Genomic DNA, 17,063 nt, shown 5'->3' with positions numbered 1-17,063 from the left:
TTCCATTTCTACATAACGACCATTGCTAAAGGTTTCAAATAATCCAGAATGTCGGTACAATGTAATTGCAGGTTCAAGTGTAATGCGTGTACTCAAATGATGCGTTTAGTCACCGTACTGCTATGTCTCCTCCGCACATGATTTAATTAATCTAAAGGTCACATTTTTATAATTAATCTTCAAGAGTAGAATATCATCATATTTACTAACTATCAATAAAATTTTCAATGTATACTAAACGCCAAAAACTAATTTACATGATTATTTAATTCTTTATATTAGATTTTCCTTTCAAATCTTGGTTGTCATATTACTTTTTTACACCATTAAAATGTGCCAACCATAATACCGACTTGTAAACTTTTTCTACCTTATTAGCAAATTTCGTATAAATGTACTAATCACTATAAATTAACAGACATGTACAATCTGACATATTCTATGGATATAAAGAATAAAATTCTTTATTATGTTTCCATATATAAGCCAATAATTATAGAGGGGAAATTCCATATGAATAACTATATAGAGTCTAATGATGATCAGAGTTCTTGTCGTCGTCGTTGTATCATAACAGGGCCTACTGGCCCTAGGGGTTGTCAAGGACCTAAAGGCTGCCCAGGAGCTACTGGACCAACTGGGCCTAGAGGTTGTCCAGGGCCCACTGGTCCTACCGGACCTACTGGGCCTACCGGACCTACTGGGCCTACCGGACCTACCGGACCTACTGGACTTACCGGACCCACTGGGTCTACCGGACCTACCGGACCTACTGGACTTACCGGCGCTACTGGGCCTACCGGACCTACCGGACCTACTGGACTTACCGGACCTACTGGGCCTACTGGACCTACCGGACCTACTGGACTTACTGGCGCTACCGGCCCTACCGGACCTACTGGGCCAATTGGACTTACTGGCGCTACCGGCCCTACCGGCCCTACCGGCCCTACCGGACCTACTGGGCCAATTGGACTTACCGGCGTTACTGGGCCTACCGGACCTACTGGCCCAATTGGACTTACCGGCACTACCGGTGCTACCGGACCTACTGGACTTACCGGTGCTACCGGGCCTACTGGACCTATTGGCGTAACAGGCCCCACTGGGCCTACTGGTGATACTGGGCCTACTGGCCCTATTGGAGCAACGGGACCTACTGGACCTACTGGTGATACTGGACCTACAGGACCTACCGGCCCTATCGGCTTGGCGGGCGATGGAGCCATTATTCCGTTTGCTTCCGGAACACCTGTTACCTTGGCCACAGTACTCGGAGGATTGCTTAACACCTCCAGCGCAGTTGGATTCGGGAGTAACCTTTCCGGCATTTCCGCTTCCAGAGGAACAGTCAATCTACTAGGGTTGACGAACTTGGCGTTCTCCATGCCCAGGGATGGGATTATTACCTCCTTAGCCGGTTATTTGAGCATTAGCACTGCGCTCAGCCTGATTGGTTCGACTGTGACAGTAACCGCTCAGTTGTTCGAATCCACTACACCTAACAACACCTTTGTTGAGGTGCCGGGCGCAGTGGTTACGCTGTCACCTTCCCTCACGGGAGCAATTTCTATCGGTAGTATCATCAGCGGTGTCACCACCGGACTGAACATTCCTGTTACCGCAGGAACCAGGTTGCTTTTGTTATTCTCCGCAGAGGTCACTGCTGGTTTCGATGTAGCAGCCACCATCGCAGGCTACGCCAGTGCCGGCCTTGGTATATCTTAAGGTTTATAAAGCAGCCCCTTATAATCATATATTTATAAAACGATAACGCTGGCTGCTTTGAATGAATCGCAGTATAGGGGCGGGGCGTCTGTTTGCAGACGTTCCGTTTTCCTTATGCAGTTTTCAAAGTTGTTTGAAGTTTAATGGTACGTAACTATATTGCATCTAATTTTCTGGCTACTATGGTGCAAAGGCTCAGCCTGAATTCATAATTAGCAAGAAAAGAAGCAAGACATATATCTTGCTTCTAGTTTATGGATTCATATGATATGGATAAGGCAAAATGCCTGGTAATGCTTATTAGCGAAAGAAAGACACTGCTATTCGTCCTGTTCTTTTTCGTCTAACTGCTTTTGAATTTTTGCCTGTTTTTTCTTGTTCAGATAATTAAGGCAAAAAAGTACTATAAAAGTTGAAATGGTTGCGCTGATAAAAGTAATTGCCAACACGGCGATAAAATAACCTATACCATCTTCCTTATATTTTTCTGCGTACTGTGTATAGTTCAAAATACCATTAATCGCCGTTACTACAATTCCGGCTACTATACTGTTCACAACAGGAAGGGTTTTAGCCCGTTTACCTTCGCCGAATATGTCAAGTCCCATGGTCATAAACCGTATTATCATGTATAGGGACATTCCAAAAAAACATATAACCTCCACAGCATATTGTTCAAACGGAGCGTTTAGTAAATATTGTTGTACGAGTATTGAACCAAGTAGCACAATCATTAAAATGCTGTAAGCTTCACTATTTATTTTACGGCGTTGAGCTACAACTCTCTCGTCTTGTATATTTTGTTTATTCATTTCGATTCCTCCCAAAATAAGTCATTTAATGTTTTGCCTAGCGCCTTACAAATCGATATACAAAGGTTTAATGTTGGGTTATACTCCCCTGATTCTATCAGACCGATAGTTTGTCGGGTAACACCTACGGCTTTTGCTAAGTCCTCTTGTTTCATATCAGCTTCCATCCGGGCGATTTTCATTCTCTTATTCTTCATGGAATGCCCCCTTTCATAGTCATAGGATACACTATATATTGCATAATGCCAAGTATATATTGCTTTTATCATTATGAAACTTATTATCTGCTAAGGCTGAAACGCAAAGTAAGAGGAAATTTTTATAAGTGAACTGTAAGGGCTGCAAAGCTGCCTTCGCTACAGATTTCGTGACTATGATGATAATACTTACATCTTTGCGCTGTTTCGATGTGTTGATAAAGCCCCAAAGGGGATTCGGGGCGCGTAGTACTTTTTCGCGTTCGTTTCGAAAAAATACTGCTCACCCCTTGACTGTCAGGATATTCGGAACGGACTAAGATTTTATAATTGTTTTGGATTAACGAACGTAGTATACTTTAGTTTAACGGTAATAAATGTCAAATTGAAACGAGGGCACATATGAATGCTGATTTTGTAAACTTAACAACAGAAAACCTTGTCAATGAGCATTTGTGCTGCATTATCCGCAGTAAAAAGCCTCATCAAGGTATTGAAGCAAAGAAACAATGGCTTTCAGACCGACTAAATGAAGGACATGTCTTTAGAAAGTTAAATGAAAGGGCTACGGTTTTTATTGAATATGCTCCTCTTGAAACTGCTTGGGTTCCCATAACTGGTGACAACTATTATTATCTGTATTGCTTATGGGTTACTGGCAGTCACAAAGGAAAAGGGTATGGGAAATCGCTGATGGAGTATTGTTTGGCTGATGCAAAAGAAAAGGGCAAATCCGGTATATGTATGCTCGGGGCTAAAAAACAAAAATCATTTCTTTCTGACCAAACATTTGCGAAGAAGTTCGGCTTTGAGGTTGTTGATACGACTGATAATGGCTATGAATTGCTTGCACTTTCTTTTGACGGAACAACGCCAAAGTTCGCGCAAAACGTTAAAAACCAAGAAATTGAGAGCAAAGACCTTACAATTTACTATGATATGCAATGCCCCTATGTCTATCAAAACATTGAGATGATAAAGCAGTATTGTGAAGTGAATGATGTACCTGTATCTTTGATTCAAGTGGATACGCTACAAAAAGCAAAGGAATTGCCTTGTGTTTTCAATAACTGGGGAGTGTTTTATAAAGGAAATTTTGAAACAGTAAATTTATTAGATGTCACCTACTTAAAGAGAATACTCAAAAAATGAAAATAGAATCTCGGCTATTTCCCGTCGATAATTGATAAAGTCTCTAAAAAATGTTGAGTAGATATGGTTTGTGTTCAAGAGAATGGAGAACTCACGCCACTGATGCTATGTCTTCTAAAACTGTTGATATATTAGAAAAAGCAGCTTCCATTTAACAACAACCCAGAAAAGAGTTGTCAATTGGAAGCTGCCCATCTCACTAATGATCCCCTTATAAATCCTACATTATCTTAATTTACAAGGCATCAATATTACTAATATGTAAATAACTGCACCCAGTACTGAGTTCCTGAGTTATTCTGAGTATTGCCTACACCGATATGTGTATAGCTCTTATTCATGATGTTTGCACGGTGACCCGCACTGTTCATCCAAGCATTTACAACATCCTGAGGAGTTTTCTGTCCCCATGCGATATTCTCGCCTGCGCCGCGGTAATTCACACCCTGCTCTTTTAAAGCACTTGAGAATGAACTGCCGTTTGGCCGTGTATGATCAAAATTTGACTGTATTTCATTGGCTCTTACGGTTGCTGCCTTCTCAACATTAGGATCAATGGTAAGAGGAGCCAGTCCTTCTTTTGCTCTTTCAGCATTTACAAGGTCTACTACCTGCTGGGTATAGGACTTATTGGTAGAAGTGTCCGTTGAGTCATCTGGAGTAGTACCGGTATTTCCATTATTGTTGGTGTTACCAGTATTACCATTGTTACCGGTATTGCCATTATTTCCGGTATTGCCATTATTTCCGGTATTGCCATTATTTCCGGTATTGCCATTATTTCCAGTATTTCCGGTATTACCGTTATTGCCAGTATTACCAGTGTTACCATTATTACAATTCTTGCCTGAATTACTGTTATTGATGAGCTTAGACCAATCGCAGTTACTTCCATCAACTCCTAATTGCTGCAATCTAGATTTTAAATCATCTAAATTACAGTTTCTGCTCACTGTTACTACATTCCTTCCATTGTTGCATTGGCTGTAAGGTCTTGCCACTGCCGCATTTGCAGTCAATGGTATCATACTCGTTAAAGTAAGTGTAATCATTCCAAGTGCCGTTAGTTTTCTCAATTCAATTGCCTCCTTTGAAATTGTTACATTTGTGTTACGTTTGTATTTCATTTATGTTACAAACATATGATAACACTCTTGTTACCATTTTTCCAGTGGAAATAATTGGGAATTTTTTGGCAGTCTTTTGCATTTGTAATTTTATATAATGTAATCGTTTGAATAATCGCTGCTGGAAACCAGATCAGCTATGGTTATTCCGTCAAAGTAGTCATTAATCAGTTTATTGAACCCCTCCCACATGGGTAGTGTCCGGCAATGACAGGCCCTTGTGCAGTCATTTACCTCTCCTTCCAGGCAGGAAACCGGAGCAAGAGATCCTTCCGTAAGCCTTAATATACTGCCCACAGTATAATCCTCCGGGTTTTTCGCCAGTTTATAACCGCCCCCCTTTCCCCTCAGGGAAATGAGCAGATTGCTTTTACTCAGAACCGAAACAATGGATTCTAAGTATTTTTCCGATATCTCCTGCCTCTTTGCAATATCCATGAGAGGAATATATTCTCCATGATTGTGCTCAGCCAGATCTATCATGAGTCTTACCGCATAGCGGCCTTTTGTTGAAATCTTCATAAGACACAGCCTCCGGATTCATTATTATGTGTCCAAATCATAACCGTCAAGGAAGTGATGTACATTTCCATTTTCCTTGTATGCAATGATGGTGTTTAAATTTACATTTTCCACGCTCTTAAAAATATTACTTTCAATATACGGGTTGACTTTCTTTAACTGCCTGATTAAATCCTTTATCTCCATTCTCTTTGATCCGGTGCTGCCATCGGTCCTGCAGGTCGTGCAGGTATCCGTAAACCGGCATGCACATTGAATGAAGTGCAGATCATTGTAATCTCTCCAACCCTTAATGTCATCCTCCCGTATGAGATACATAGGGCGGATGAGTTCCATTCCTTCAAAATTCGTACTGTGCAGCTTGGGCATCATGGTCTGTATCTGTGCTCCGTACATCATGCCCATCAAAATTGTTTCAATAACATCATCGTAATGATGTCCCAGTGCAATCTTATTACAGCCCAGTTCCTTTGCCTTGCTGTACAAATAACCCCGCCTCATTCTGGCACACAGATAACACGGGGATTTCTGCACATCATAAACCGCATCAAAAATCTGGGTTTCAAATACAGTGATGGGAATATTCAAAAGCTTTGCATTATTTTCAATTACCTGTCGGTTGGTTTCGTTGTAGCCTGGGTCCATGACAAGAAAGACCAGCTCAAAGGGAAACTTATTGTGCCGCCTTAATTCCTGAAACAGCTTTGCCATGAGCATGGAATCCTTACCACCTGAAATACAGACAGCAACCCTGTCGTTTTCCTTTACCAGCTCATACTCATTAACGGCCTTGGCAAATCTACTGAACAGTTCCTTATGAAATTTCTTCCGGATGCTCTTTTCTATTTCTTCCAGGCGTTCTTTTCCCGTATCTTCCTTTTCCATGACCCGAAGCAGCCATTCTCCATAGCCGCCGCGAAGATTATACGCTTCATATCCCTGTTTTGCCAGATGCTCTGCAGCCTCTTCACTGATGATCCCTTTTAAACAATATAATATGATCTTCCTGTCCCTGGGAAGGGAAGGCTCCCCGTTTAACAATGCTTCTTTTTCAATATTGATAGCCCCTGGTATAAATCCATGGTTGTATGCCGTCTGATCCCTGACGTCTACAAGCACATATTCCTCCGGGCCCATTTTCTTCATTTGTTCCAATGAAAGATCGTGTTCATGAGCCATATTGCCGTCAAACATGTGATTACCTCCCCATCTTTCCATTTAGAGACAGATCCTTGATGACTTCTCCGGCTATGATAAGCCCTGCTACAGAAGGAACAAAGGCCACGCTTCCGGGAATATCTCTCCGTTCCGTGCACTTATGTTTGGCTCCAGGCGGGCAGATACAGTTTGTCCTGCAGCTGATGGACATATCCTCCAGAGGCCTTGTTGGCTTTTCTGTGGAAAAAACAACCTTAAGCTTCTTTACACCCCTTTTCTTAAGCTCTCTGCGCATGACCTTTGCCAGGGGACACATGGTGGTTTTATAAATGTCCGCAACCTGAAATTTTGTAGGGTCCAGTTTATTGCCTGCGCCCATACAGCTGATGACCGGAACGCCTGCCTCTTTTGCCCGCATGATCAGTTCAAGCTTTGCAGTTACAGTATCAACTGCATCCACTACATAATCATAATTTTTAAAATCAAAATCATCCGCATTTTCCGGCAAGTAGAAGCACTGGTGCATTTCCACTTCGGCATCCGGATTGATTTCCAATATTCTGTCCTTCATTACTTCAACTTTATATTTGCCTACCGTTTTTCTGGTGGCTATGATCTGCCTGTTTAAATTAGTAAGACAAACCTTATCATCATCAACTAGTACAAAGGAACGGACTCCGCTTCTTACCAAGGCTTCTACCACATATCCGCCTACGCCGCCGATACCAAAAACAGCAACCTTTGCACTCAGCAATTTTTCCATGGCATCTTCACCCAATAACAACTGGGTTCTTGAAAACTGGTTTAACAATTGATTCTACCTCTTTCTTTAATTTACTATCAATTTAGTAGGAATAAAAAGCACTTCAATTATTATACTTCTAAATGCTTAATATAAGTTGACGTTTCATGCACCCCATTATTCCCCTTTCTTTGTATTGCCCCTTCTTTCTCGCGCAACTCCGATAGTGTATTAGCATATATAACGTGCATTTCCCATCTCCAAGATTAAAGCGATATTGATACCTCTCATCACTCCTGAAGCTTTCACCTTCTTTTAATACTCTTCTTTTAATACTCTTCCTTTAATACTCTTCCTTTATTGTTTTTTCTTTTTGTTGCCATATTGTTCGCTCCTTTATTAAAAAGAGCCTTTGGTATGATAACGATTTTACCACATACAAGCTCATATTATCAACTAAACTTTATATAGAATATTGTCTTTCGATATACGTATCAAATAGTCTTCTTTTAATTAACCGCTTACTTCCTACCCATAATACAAACTTACAATCCTCATTGTCAGATAATTGACGTATCTTGTTAACTCCCTTCCCGGAATAGACAGCAGCTTCTTCTACTGTTAAATTAGATTTTTGCCAAATTGGTATTTCCTTAGTTTTGTCTATAAAAATCACGTCCCTTCAATTTAATCATACTCAAAAAGAGCCGACATAAAAGCCGACTCTACGTTTATGAATTAATTTAAATGCTAATTGTTTTTCAGAAGATTTTAACTTTTCATTAGCATTTATTGCTTTTTGAATCTTTTCAGCCAGATCACCAGGTAAAGCTTCAATATCTACTCCACTGCTTTCAATTTTGTCTTTGTATTCAGATGGAATATCCTTTAAAGCGTCTGTGTATGCCTTTGAATACTCGACTTCTTGTTGGTATCGCGGAAGCAATGTTTCAGTTTGCATTTTTAGCATATTTTGCAACGTATTATCTTTTGACGCACTAGGGGCACCAGATTGAATCATCGTGTACAATTCGCCCAAACTTAATTCAGCATAACCTTACGATGGCAATAGATAACATCATGAGAAATGTATCTTTCGCATATTTCCCCTATGCAGGATGCTAAAGCGAAAGTACGTTTGCTGTCATCTTCTCTGTCAGTACGATGTATTCCCAATCCCGCAACCAACTCCATCATAATAACCTAACTGATCAAATTAAGCAACACTTGGGGTATGCAGCCCAATGCAGCCTGTATTTCCACAGCCCCTATATCAAAGGCTACCTTTGGCATTCCGTACACAATTGACGACGCTTCGTCCTGACCGATGGTTCTGTAGCCTTTGCAACGCATGGCTAAAAGTCCTTTTGCTCCATCATGTCCCATCCCTGTCAGTAAAATCCCTACGGCACTTCCGCTCGCTTCTTTCGCTACCGACTCGAACAGGACGTCCACTGAGGGGCAATGTCCGTTGACTTTGTCCCCGTAAAAGCACTCTACCTGATATCTTCTTCCGACTCTTTTAATCCTCATGTGCCTGTCTCCCGGGGCAATGAGCACCGTACCCTGATCTACATAATCCCCGGTCTCAGCCTCTTTGACCTTCAAAGAGGTTTGGGTGTCCAATCTTTCAGCGAACATCTTTGAAAAAACTGGCGGAATATGCTGTGCAATCACAATTCCAGGAATAGTAGGGGGTAGGGAACGGAGTATACTATATATAGCTTCTGTGCCCCCGGTGGAGGCACCAATGGCAATAATATTGTCAACACCAAGTATCATATTACCTGGCACTTTTAATGTAACATTTTCCTTTTCGGGCAATGCATTCTTGACAGTTGAAGCAGTCTTTATTCTCTTAACCAAATCACAGATGAATTCTTCGACCCCTTTTGGCGATTGAATATCAGGTTTTGCAACAAAATCGATTGCTCCCGCTTCCATTGCCTCAAAAACTGCATCACTGACTGTTGTGACCATAACAATAGGAACAAAGTATTGGGGTAACAGCCTGCGCACAAATTCAATTCCATTCATCCTGGGCATTTCTACATCACAGGTGATCACATCAGGATGGAACTTAAGAATTTTATCTCTAGCCTCAAATGGGTCTCCTGCTAAAGCCACGACTTCAATCAATGGGTCAGATGAAATCCCTCTTCTTATAACTTCACGAGACATCATGCTATCATCAACTATCAATACCCTAATCTTTTTCCGGTTCTCCATATACACCTACTCCTTTCTGTAGACGGCTGGCATAATGTATTTATACCGGGCGAAATCATGATTTAATGACTCGGAATGCCCTATAAACAAGTAACCACCATATTCAGTCTTGTCATACAGCTTTTCAACCAATTCATTTTTCGTCTTATTATCGAAATAAATCATTACATTCCTGCAAAAGATTATATGGAACTTCTGTCTAAACGGGAATACAGAATCCATCAAATTAAGCTTTCGATATATCACTTCATTCCTGATATTATCAGTCAAGATGGTATTTTCAGCGTCAATCTCTTTAAAATAATTCAACCTCCAAGACGCCGGCAAAGCCGAAATTCTATCTTTGCTGTACACACCTTTTTTTGCAGTTTCAAGAACATTATTGGAGATATCAGTGGCTAATATTTTTGCATCCCACAACATTTTTTCCTTGCCGAAAAATTCATCAATAATCATCGCCAGGGTATAAGGTTCTTCCCCCGAGGAGCATGCTGCACTCCAAATCCGCAAATCCTTGTCCTTAACAATTCTCGTAAGATATGGGAGTATTTTATCTCTGAAATATTCAAAATGATCTGCCTCCCGCATGAAGAAGGTGTGATTGGTGGCGATTTTGTCAATGAGTGTAACAACCGCCTGCCCTGTCTTGTCAGATTCAACATAGTTCAAATACTCGGTTAAACTTTTAAAATTCTTGCTTAGAAGCACACTGTTAAGCCTTCCGGACACCAGTGTCTGCTTTTCCTCACTCAAATTGATACCATAGTTGGTTTTAACGTATTGGGCAAATTGCTTAAACTCTTTTTCTGTAATGCTAACCATATCTCACCGCCTTTCCGGCTTCAAGCCTTATCTAATAAAAAAGCTCATTTTTGTCATTTTCCATCATAAATAATTCTATACGAGGCTCTACAGCCCAAATTCCATCAAACTTATTGTTTATCACTAATCAATCCAATAGAGAATTGTCTAATTTTTCTTTATCTCTATCATTAAGTAATCTATAACAGTCAAGGATTAGCTTCATTTCGTTATCAACCTTACCTATGCCTTTTATGTACCTGTTGCCGGTTTTATTAACCTCTGGTGGATCGACAATCTCACCCTCCGGTATCGAAAGCACTTCTGAAACGCTGTCGACGATTAGTCCAATATAGGTGTCATCGATATCAATTACTATAATGCAGGTCCTATCGTTATACTCCATAAAAGGCTTATAAAATCTAAGTCTTACATCCATAACAGGTATAATTTTTCCCCTCAAATTAATAATTCCCTTAATATACTCCGGTAGTTCCGGCACTTCAGTAATAGCCTGAATACCAATAATCTCAATGACATATTGGATTTCGATCCCATACATCTCGCTTCCCATGGAAAAGGTGAGAAACTTACCTTTCTGAGTATCTTCTTGCTCCATTAATTCTAGAACATCTATCTGTGCCATTCGAATACCCCTTTCTTATAAAGTGGAAAGAGGGTCTCCCGTCTCTCTTTCCAGCCTTATAAAGTCTATAACAATCTCTTTTTTAACTGTCTTTCACCATCAATACTTTCCGAATTCACTATCACTTAATGCTATTTTCCTAGAACCGGCGACTGCCTCTGTACCCCCATCTTCATTGAACTTTTTATTTTTATTCATGGTGTCAAGCATCCGTAAAACCTCAGGATTAATGTCCTCCAAACCCCTATAGGATAAAGGCCGGTTCTCTTTTTTCAGTTTAAATCTGCCCACCTGCTCTTTCAGGAGTTCCGCCTGACTAGCCAATTCCTCACTGGAAGCCGCACTTTCCTCAGAAGTTGCCGAGTTGGTCTGAACTACTTGCGATATCTGCATCACTCCTTGGTTGATCTGTGCAATACCTGTCGCTTGTTCATTGGAAGACACAGCAATGCCATTAACCAAACTTGCAACTCTCTCAACAACTTCTACAATCTCGGCGAGTGCATTAGCCGTTTCATTTGCAATTTGGGTTCCACCTTCCGCTTTCCTTATGGAATTCTCGATCATATCGGTGGTTTCTTTCGCTGCATTCGCTGAGCGCGCCGCCAGGTTTCTCACTTCTTCTGCAACGACTGCAAAGCCTTTCCCGTGCTGTCCTGCCCTTGCTGCTTCTACTGCGGCATTGAGAGCCAATAGGTTGGTCTGGAATGCGATTTCATCAATGACCTTGATAATCTTGGCGATATTGGCAGAAGAATCATTGATATCATGCATTGCCTTGAGCATCTCCTTCATTTGCTCATTGCCTCGTTCCGCATTTACCCTCGCAGTTGAAGCCAAACCATTCGCATCATTTGCATGTTCGGCATTATTTTTTGTTTGAGCCGATATTTCTTCTATCGAAGCAGTAAGTTGTTCAATAGAACTGGCTTGCTCTGTTGCGCCTTGGGAAAGAGCCATACTGGAGTCAGAAATCTGCTTAGCGCCTGATGCTACCTGTTCTGATGCGGCACTAATGCTAGCTAACACTTCATTATTTTTTTCAACCAGCTCATAAAGCTTTTTACCAAGCAGATCATTTTCTGATTTTATAGTGACGTCAACAGTCAGGTCTCCGGCAGCTATTTTCTCAGCAGTAAAAGCCTGACCTCGAATATTTTCTATCATATGGCTAAATGATTCCATAAGATAACCGATTTCATCTCTGGTAGTCGCTTCAACATTTACATTTACATCACCCTGAGCAAGTTTATCAGCTGCTTCAGCCAGTTTCTTAACAGGTCTGCTTATGCTACCGGAAATAAAGATACCGAGTATGACTGAAATGATCACACCAAAAATTATTAATATAATCATTGTAACTGTAGATGTTTTTGATAAAGCTGTATTGTCTTCTGATGCATCCTTCACCATTTCTATTTTTAATCTAATTAATTCTTCCATAGCTCCTGCAACCTTATTATTTATTTCAGCTCCCTCAGAAGTCATTATAATATATGCCTGATCATTTTGGTTTGATTGAGTTAACTGTATCATTTGGTCCTTATATGCAACGAAATCATTAGTTAACAAATTAATCAGATAGTCATACTTCTCTATAATTCTTGAGTCTTTAATTAGTTTTTCAAATTCCTTTAAGTATTCAGTTAAAACTTCATAATCGTCGTTTAATTTTTCAACCGTTTTATTCATTGATTCATCATCTGTAAGTATAATCAGATCTTTTAAATCGGACCTCGTCATCTGGTACCTCTCAGCGATTGTAATCAATTGACTAAGGTTTACAGCATGCCTTGCATACATGTCTTCGCACTTGTTGGTTATATTACTTATGTTAATTATGCCAACTACGCCTATCATGCCTGCGATAAAAGCTACTACAATAAAGCCTATTAACATCTTTACAGATACCTTTAAATTATAAAACCAATTCATCTTATTTACCTCGTATTATTAAATAGTAGTATTTCTTAGTCCCTCTCCAGGGACTTGTGCTATACTCTTCATACTGTGGATTGGTTTTATTTACCTACCACTCGTGGTTTGTAGGAGGCTCCAACCACAGTCTCTTTGTATATTTGTTCTGCGCAGATTGCAGATGCACATCTGACACATGTTTGTTTGTCTATGCTATAGGACGCCATATTAATCGATTTTTCCTCATTCCTCATTTTGATACTTGACTTCTAATCGTTAGTCTTTCTTGAAATGAGAAATTTAGTTTAGGCGATATCGAGGATCAGACTGGTACTACCGACTCACAGCAGGGTATACCCCATCCCCCTTTCTATTATGAATATATCCAGCATTAGCTCGCTTAAAAATTCTTTATCCAAGCTTCCTCCTCCTTTAAAATTGTTATGTTACAAAATGCTATTTAGTATATTTATAGGTTATATTAAACTCAAAACCATATCTAAATATAAAAAATAATCTGCCTTAAGAATACAGCAAATTATTTTTTTATCTATACTCAATTATGTAGTATTTTGCATTTTTTTGTCAGAATTGTTTAGTAACTAACTCAGTTCTTGAATGAATGTCAAGTTTGCTGTATACACTTCTAAGGATTGTTCTGACAGTTGTTTCGGATATATACAGCTTGCCAGCTATCTCCCTTGCGCTTAATCTATCCCTTGCAAGCTGGGCGATCTCTCTTTCTCTTGGTGTCAGCGGAGATTTATCTGAGTTTATAGCCTTTTTAATGATTTTCATTCCCCTTTCTTGTCGTCTACCAAGTTTTATTATAGCATTTATACCATCTTTATCGGATACTGAGTTCCTTAAGGAATCTAAAAGAGAATTCAATTGACCCGCTTCTTGAGCAAACGGAAGATAAATCTTATCGGGCATCGCAATAGAAAGAGCTTGCTTAAGATATTCTTGAGCTGCGAATCGATCTCCGTTATTATATTTTGCTATAGCAAGAAACTTTAGATAATATACTTGTGGCATCATATATTTAATGTTTTCATTTGCGTTTTTTGATTTGTCTGGAATAAGCTGGGAAATACCATAAAACTCAGGATACCTATTTTCCATAAGCAAAAGATTTAGGTAAAGTATTTGTGCGTGCGGTATAACAGGTGCATACAACACGTTTTTTATACTCTCCATATCATAAAGCCATGGTGCAACATAATATTTAATACCCAATAAAAGACCTATGATCGACATGCAGTATTCTACCATATGTAGAACATATAAATTGGAATCTGCCTTAGCATAATCTTGCATATTTTTTATTGCGGTAAAATAACCTTTCACCTCTCCACGTAGGATAGCAATGCGGGCAAGAACTAATTCTGCACAGATGCACATATCAGTCTGATAATAACTGCGAGCTTCATAGAGGGCCTTATGACACAGAATTTCAGCTTCGTTATCCTCGCCACGCATGAGCAAAGCCTCTGCACGCATGACGGTGTTGTAGCCGATTCCATGTCCTTGGCCTATCTTGTGATATAAGTGAGCGCCTATGTCTATTTGCTGCAGCTCATTTTCTAGTTCACCGGATTCTCTCCAGAACATATTTAGAACAGAGGTAGTAGCAAATAGCATTGGAATATCAGACTTAATCATTATAGATGGTTTACCCAAAATTTTCAGAGCTGTCTCATGGCCCTTGTTCACTTTGGAAATATCATTGAATTCTCCCAGAGTTACTAGGAGGGTGTATTCGCCTCTTATTTTCCGTAATGACTCCCGATCGAAATCCGAATCGCATCGAACTGCTATGCGAAGCAGACTGCACAACTTTCGGTAAGTTTCAGTCTGTCCGTCTAAAATTGTATAGTATCCGAAGACAATCATGGTAAGAGGATATTTACATAATATCTCTTCCGGGCATTCATTGACTATCGTGATTATAAAAACCGATAGATTCTTTCCTTTATGTTTATATAAGTATTCACGGCTAAAAGGTAAAGATAGAATAGCGTCAAAATCTTTGATTTTATAAAAAAACTCGGCAGCTGAATAGTACTGTAATATGGCGGTACAGGATACTCCAGCTTTACGAAATGTTTGATTTTGATAATCCGCAGGCATCTGATTATAAAACCGATCTCGGAGATAATCTTGGAGAATGCTGTGCATGCTGTACATACACTTATCTGGTAGGTATCTTATGAAGTCGTTGTTCTTGAGAAGTTCATCAATTTTTTCAGGCAGGATCTCCTGATTCAACATAATAGCCGCCTGACGTATCGTAAAACTGTCCAGAACCGAAACTAATAAAAAAAAAGCTTTCTCTTCCGGCGTAAGCCTATTCCAAATGGCTTTTTCCACAAGCTGCCCAATATCAGTGGTGGTAAGATCAAAAAAACCTATTTCTAAAAAGTTTTTGATTTGCAGACGAATGGCGGATACCCAGCCTTCAGTGCTCATTAATATTTTTTTCAACTCATCATCGGTGAGACGGATACCTTCCATTCGAAACAATCTGACGGTATCCTCCCTATCAAATAAGAAAGCAGATGCATTAATGGTATGTATATTATTATTATGAATTGAAATTTGCTGCTTAGCTTCCAATTGTTGAGTAATGAATATCATATGTAGCTTGGGATTTCCATGCATGGAAAAAACACTTATTAACTCACGAGGAATATCGCAATTAACAAGCTGGTAGTTATCCACTACTAAATAGGTTTCCGTTTGGCAGCTAAAATCTCTGAGATATGATGTCATATAAAATAATGTATCCATAGTGGGCATCTTCAGGTTTTTTAGGTCATCAGCTACTTTTACATTTACATTGGAGAACAACTCACAGATTCCCAACCAGGCCACAGAAACAGACTCGCCCAAACAGGTATACCAATATTCACAGGCATTATGGGATAGGTTCTCTTTCAAATACTCTCTGACGGCCGTAGTCTTTCCAAAACCGGAAGGTGCTTCCACGATCGTTAAGGAGTGATGTGATATTTGATTAAGCTGCCTTTTGAGCCTGCCCGAAAAATAATACTTTTTTTGTTTGTCCACATTTTTTTTCATTTTTCTTCCTCCAATTCTGATTGGGGGAATATATCGTATGTCCCTTTAATTGTCAAATCTGAAACTCAACATGATCATGATCTTTTCTCATATTCCTCTGGCGTATCATTCGAAATCAGCCAATATACTAAACTAACTTTGCCCCATTCCGAAGTCATCGATGATAATATTCAAGTATCAATATAATAATTTAACTTTTAGTTTCGCCATATAAGTTAAAAAATGCCTGCTTTAATTCATTGACATAGGTAGCACCCATAGGTATTCTGTTTCCATTTTTTAATATAACGTAATTGGAACAAAATGTAGTGATATGCAACAAATTTACAATATAGGATCGATGTATCCTTAAAAAGTTATAGTCCTGTAATTGCTGCTCCAACTTCACTAGACTGCTGTAAAATTTAATTTCTCTACCTTTATAGCAGACGGTAATGAGGCGCTTTGTCACTTTAATATAGGCAATGTCCTTTATTTGTAATACAATATTGCAATCCCGAACTTTACAGAGTAAAAGCTCCTTTCTTCTCCGCTTGGCAATATCAACTGCCCTCAAAAACACTCTTTCAAACTCCTCTACTGTTACTTTACCTTTAATTAAATAATTGATCGGCCTGACATCAAATGCTTCAAATACATGCGTTTCACTCTTTGTCACGAATATAAGGGGAGGCTGAAGACCATTTTGCTGTAGCCGCCTAGCAGTCTCGATTCCATTCATTCCCTCCAAATAAATATCCATAAAGATAATATCAACCAAATAATTGTTTAGTACCTGTAGGAGCATTTCACCACTTTGAAAATTCATTATCGAAATATCAATATCATGCTTCTTTGAAATTATATCCAATATTTCTTTATACTTATTAAAGGTCATTATATTGTTTTCACAAATACATACACTGAACATATATTTTCTCCCTATGCAATTTCGCGGTATTTGTTAAC

17 protein-coding genes are annotated in these 17,063 nt (G+C 39.5%); 2 read left to right on the top strand and 15 right to left on the bottom strand.

The window, feature by feature from the left end:
* The first annotated feature begins 513 nt into the window (after positions 1 to 513).
* Positions 514 to 1,728 carry an exosporium glycoprotein BclB-related protein gene (locus H171_RS04375; RefSeq protein WP_166433592.1) on the top strand — a complete coding sequence of 405 codons (1,215 nt, stop codon included), beginning with the start codon at positions 514 to 516 and terminating at the stop codon, positions 1,726 to 1,728.
* 320 nt (positions 1,729 to 2,048) lie between these two features.
* On the opposite strand, the gene H171_RS04370 is transcribed toward H171_RS04375, so the two are convergent.
* Positions 2,049 to 2,540 carry a DUF6773 family protein gene (locus H171_RS04370; protein ID WP_100304058.1) on the bottom strand — a complete coding sequence of 164 codons (492 nt, stop codon included), beginning with the start codon at positions 2,538 to 2,540 and terminating at the stop codon, positions 2,049 to 2,051.
* Positions 2,537 to 2,737 (bottom strand): helix-turn-helix transcriptional regulator, encoded by a 201-nt coding sequence (locus H171_RS04365; protein ID WP_025233742.1) that lies wholly within the window; start codon positions 2,735 to 2,737, stop codon positions 2,537 to 2,539. The genes H171_RS04370 and H171_RS04365 overlap by 4 nt, the downstream gene beginning before the upstream one ends.
* A 402-nt stretch (positions 2,738 to 3,139) precedes the next feature.
* Between H171_RS04365 and H171_RS04360 the strand changes: the two genes are divergently transcribed.
* Positions 3,140 to 3,889, top strand: a complete 750-nt coding sequence (locus H171_RS04360; RefSeq protein WP_100304057.1) for an N-acetyltransferase — start codon at positions 3,140 to 3,142, stop codon at positions 3,887 to 3,889.
* Between the two features lie 254 nt (positions 3,890 to 4,143).
* On the opposite strand, the gene H171_RS04355 is transcribed toward H171_RS04360, so the two are convergent.
* From H171_RS04355 to H171_RS04300, 13 genes are all read right to left on the bottom strand, one after another.
* Positions 4,144 to 4,965 (bottom strand): CAP domain-containing protein, encoded by an 822-nt coding sequence (locus tag H171_RS04355; protein WP_207655172.1) that lies wholly within the window; start codon positions 4,963 to 4,965, stop codon positions 4,144 to 4,146.
* Between the two features lie 141 nt (positions 4,966 to 5,106).
* Positions 5,107 to 5,538, bottom strand: coding sequence for an RrF2 family transcriptional regulator (locus H171_RS04350; protein ID WP_092251071.1), 432 nt, complete (start codon positions 5,536 to 5,538; stop codon positions 5,107 to 5,109).
* Positions 5,539 to 5,562: 24 nt separating this feature from the next.
* The gene (locus H171_RS04345) at positions 5,563 to 6,732 is read right to left on the bottom strand and encodes a rhodanese-like domain-containing protein (RefSeq protein ID WP_242976855.1); all 1,170 of its coding nucleotides are present in this window, start codon (positions 6,730 to 6,732) and stop codon (positions 5,563 to 5,565) included.
* 4 nt (positions 6,733 to 6,736) lie between these two features.
* Positions 6,737 to 7,507: a tRNA threonylcarbamoyladenosine dehydratase gene (locus H171_RS04340; protein ID WP_100304056.1), complete on the bottom strand. Its 771-nt coding sequence runs from the start codon at positions 7,505 to 7,507 to the stop codon at positions 6,737 to 6,739.
* 70 nt (positions 7,508 to 7,577) lie between these two features.
* A complete protein-coding gene (locus H171_RS24970; RefSeq protein ID WP_157803222.1) occupies positions 7,578 to 7,772 on the bottom strand; it encodes an integrase DNA-binding domain-containing protein in 195 nt (64 codons plus the stop codon).
* A 129-nt stretch (positions 7,773 to 7,901) separates the two neighbouring features.
* Positions 7,902 to 8,114, bottom strand: a complete 213-nt coding sequence (locus H171_RS04335; protein WP_456300619.1) for an excisionase — start codon at positions 8,112 to 8,114, stop codon at positions 7,902 to 7,904.
* 21 nt (positions 8,115 to 8,135) lie between these two features.
* On the bottom strand, positions 8,136 to 8,459 hold the full coding sequence (locus tag H171_RS04330) for a hypothetical protein (protein WP_100304055.1): 324 nt from the start codon (positions 8,457 to 8,459) through the stop codon (positions 8,136 to 8,138).
* Positions 8,460 to 8,641: 182 nt separating this feature from the next.
* On the bottom strand, positions 8,642 to 9,667 hold the full coding sequence (locus tag H171_RS04325; RefSeq protein WP_100304054.1) for a protein-glutamate methylesterase/protein-glutamine glutaminase: 1,026 nt from the start codon (positions 9,665 to 9,667) through the stop codon (positions 8,642 to 8,644).
* A gap of 6 nt (positions 9,668 to 9,673) precedes the next feature.
* Positions 9,674 to 10,489 (bottom strand): CheR family methyltransferase, encoded by an 816-nt coding sequence (locus H171_RS04320; protein WP_100304053.1) that lies wholly within the window; start codon positions 10,487 to 10,489, stop codon positions 9,674 to 9,676.
* 127 nt (positions 10,490 to 10,616) lie between these two features.
* Entirely contained in the window at positions 10,617 to 11,114 is a 498-nt protein-coding gene (locus H171_RS04315; protein ID WP_100304052.1) for a chemotaxis protein CheW, read from the bottom strand.
* A gap of 99 nt (positions 11,115 to 11,213) precedes the next feature.
* Positions 11,214 to 13,049, bottom strand: a complete 1,836-nt coding sequence (locus H171_RS04310) for a methyl-accepting chemotaxis protein (RefSeq protein ID WP_100304051.1) — start codon at positions 13,047 to 13,049, stop codon at positions 11,214 to 11,216.
* 567 nt (positions 13,050 to 13,616) lie between these two features.
* Complete coding sequence (locus tag H171_RS04305) at positions 13,617 to 16,115, bottom strand: helix-turn-helix transcriptional regulator (protein ID WP_100304050.1); 2,499 nt, start codon at positions 16,113 to 16,115, stop codon at positions 13,617 to 13,619.
* 190 nt (positions 16,116 to 16,305) lie between these two features.
* Complete coding sequence (locus H171_RS04300) at positions 16,306 to 17,025, bottom strand: LytR/AlgR family response regulator transcription factor (protein ID WP_100304049.1); 720 nt, start codon at positions 17,023 to 17,025, stop codon at positions 16,306 to 16,308.
* Positions 17,026 to 17,063: the final 38 nt, after the last annotated feature.

It is taken from the genome of [Clostridium] celerecrescens 18A (genome assembly GCF_002797975.1).
GTDB classification, from domain to species: Bacteria; Bacillota; Clostridia; order Lachnospirales; family Lachnospiraceae; genus Lacrimispora; species Lacrimispora celerecrescens.
The sequence above is the reverse complement of the archived record's forward strand: the minus strand, read 5'-3'. Positions and strand labels throughout refer to the sequence as shown.

Bases quoted from the DNA above. Each gene is read 5' to 3' on its own strand.
- H171_RS04375 (WP_166433592.1), top strand. From the start codon at position 514: ATGAATAACTATATAGAGTCTAATGATGATCAGAGTTCTTGTCGTCGT.
- H171_RS04370 (WP_100304058.1), bottom strand. From the start codon at position 2,540: ATGAATAAACAAAATATACAAGACGAGAGAGTTGTAGCTCAACGCCGT.
- H171_RS04365 (WP_025233742.1), bottom strand. From the start codon at position 2,737: ATGAAGAATAAGAGAATGAAAATCGCCCGGATGGAAGCTGATATGAAA.
- H171_RS04360 (WP_100304057.1), top strand. From the start codon at position 3,140: ATGAATGCTGATTTTGTAAACTTAACAACAGAAAACCTTGTCAATGAG.
- H171_RS04350 (WP_092251071.1), bottom strand. From the start codon at position 5,538: ATGAAGATTTCAACAAAAGGCCGCTATGCGGTAAGACTCATGATAGAT.
- H171_RS04345 (WP_242976855.1), bottom strand. From the start codon at position 6,732: ATGTTTGACGGCAATATGGCTCATGAACACGATCTTTCATTGGAACAA.
- H171_RS04330 (WP_100304055.1), bottom strand. From the start codon at position 8,459: ATGATTCAATCTGGTGCCCCTAGTGCGTCAAAAGATAATACGTTGCAA.
- H171_RS04325 (WP_100304054.1), bottom strand. From the start codon at position 9,667: ATGGAGAACCGGAAAAAGATTAGGGTATTGATAGTTGATGATAGCATG.
- H171_RS04320 (WP_100304053.1), bottom strand. From the start codon at position 10,489: ATGGTTAGCATTACAGAAAAAGAGTTTAAGCAATTTGCCCAATACGTT.
- H171_RS04315 (WP_100304052.1), bottom strand. From the start codon at position 11,114: ATGGCACAGATAGATGTTCTAGAATTAATGGAGCAAGAAGATACTCAG.
- H171_RS04310 (WP_100304051.1), bottom strand. From the start codon at position 13,049: ATGAATTGGTTTTATAATTTAAAGGTATCTGTAAAGATGTTAATAGGC.
- H171_RS04305 (WP_100304050.1), bottom strand. From the start codon at position 16,115: ATGAAAAAAAATGTGGACAAACAAAAAAAGTATTATTTTTCGGGCAGG.
- H171_RS04300 (WP_100304049.1), bottom strand. From the start codon at position 17,025: ATGTTCAGTGTATGTATTTGTGAAAACAATATAATGACCTTTAATAAG.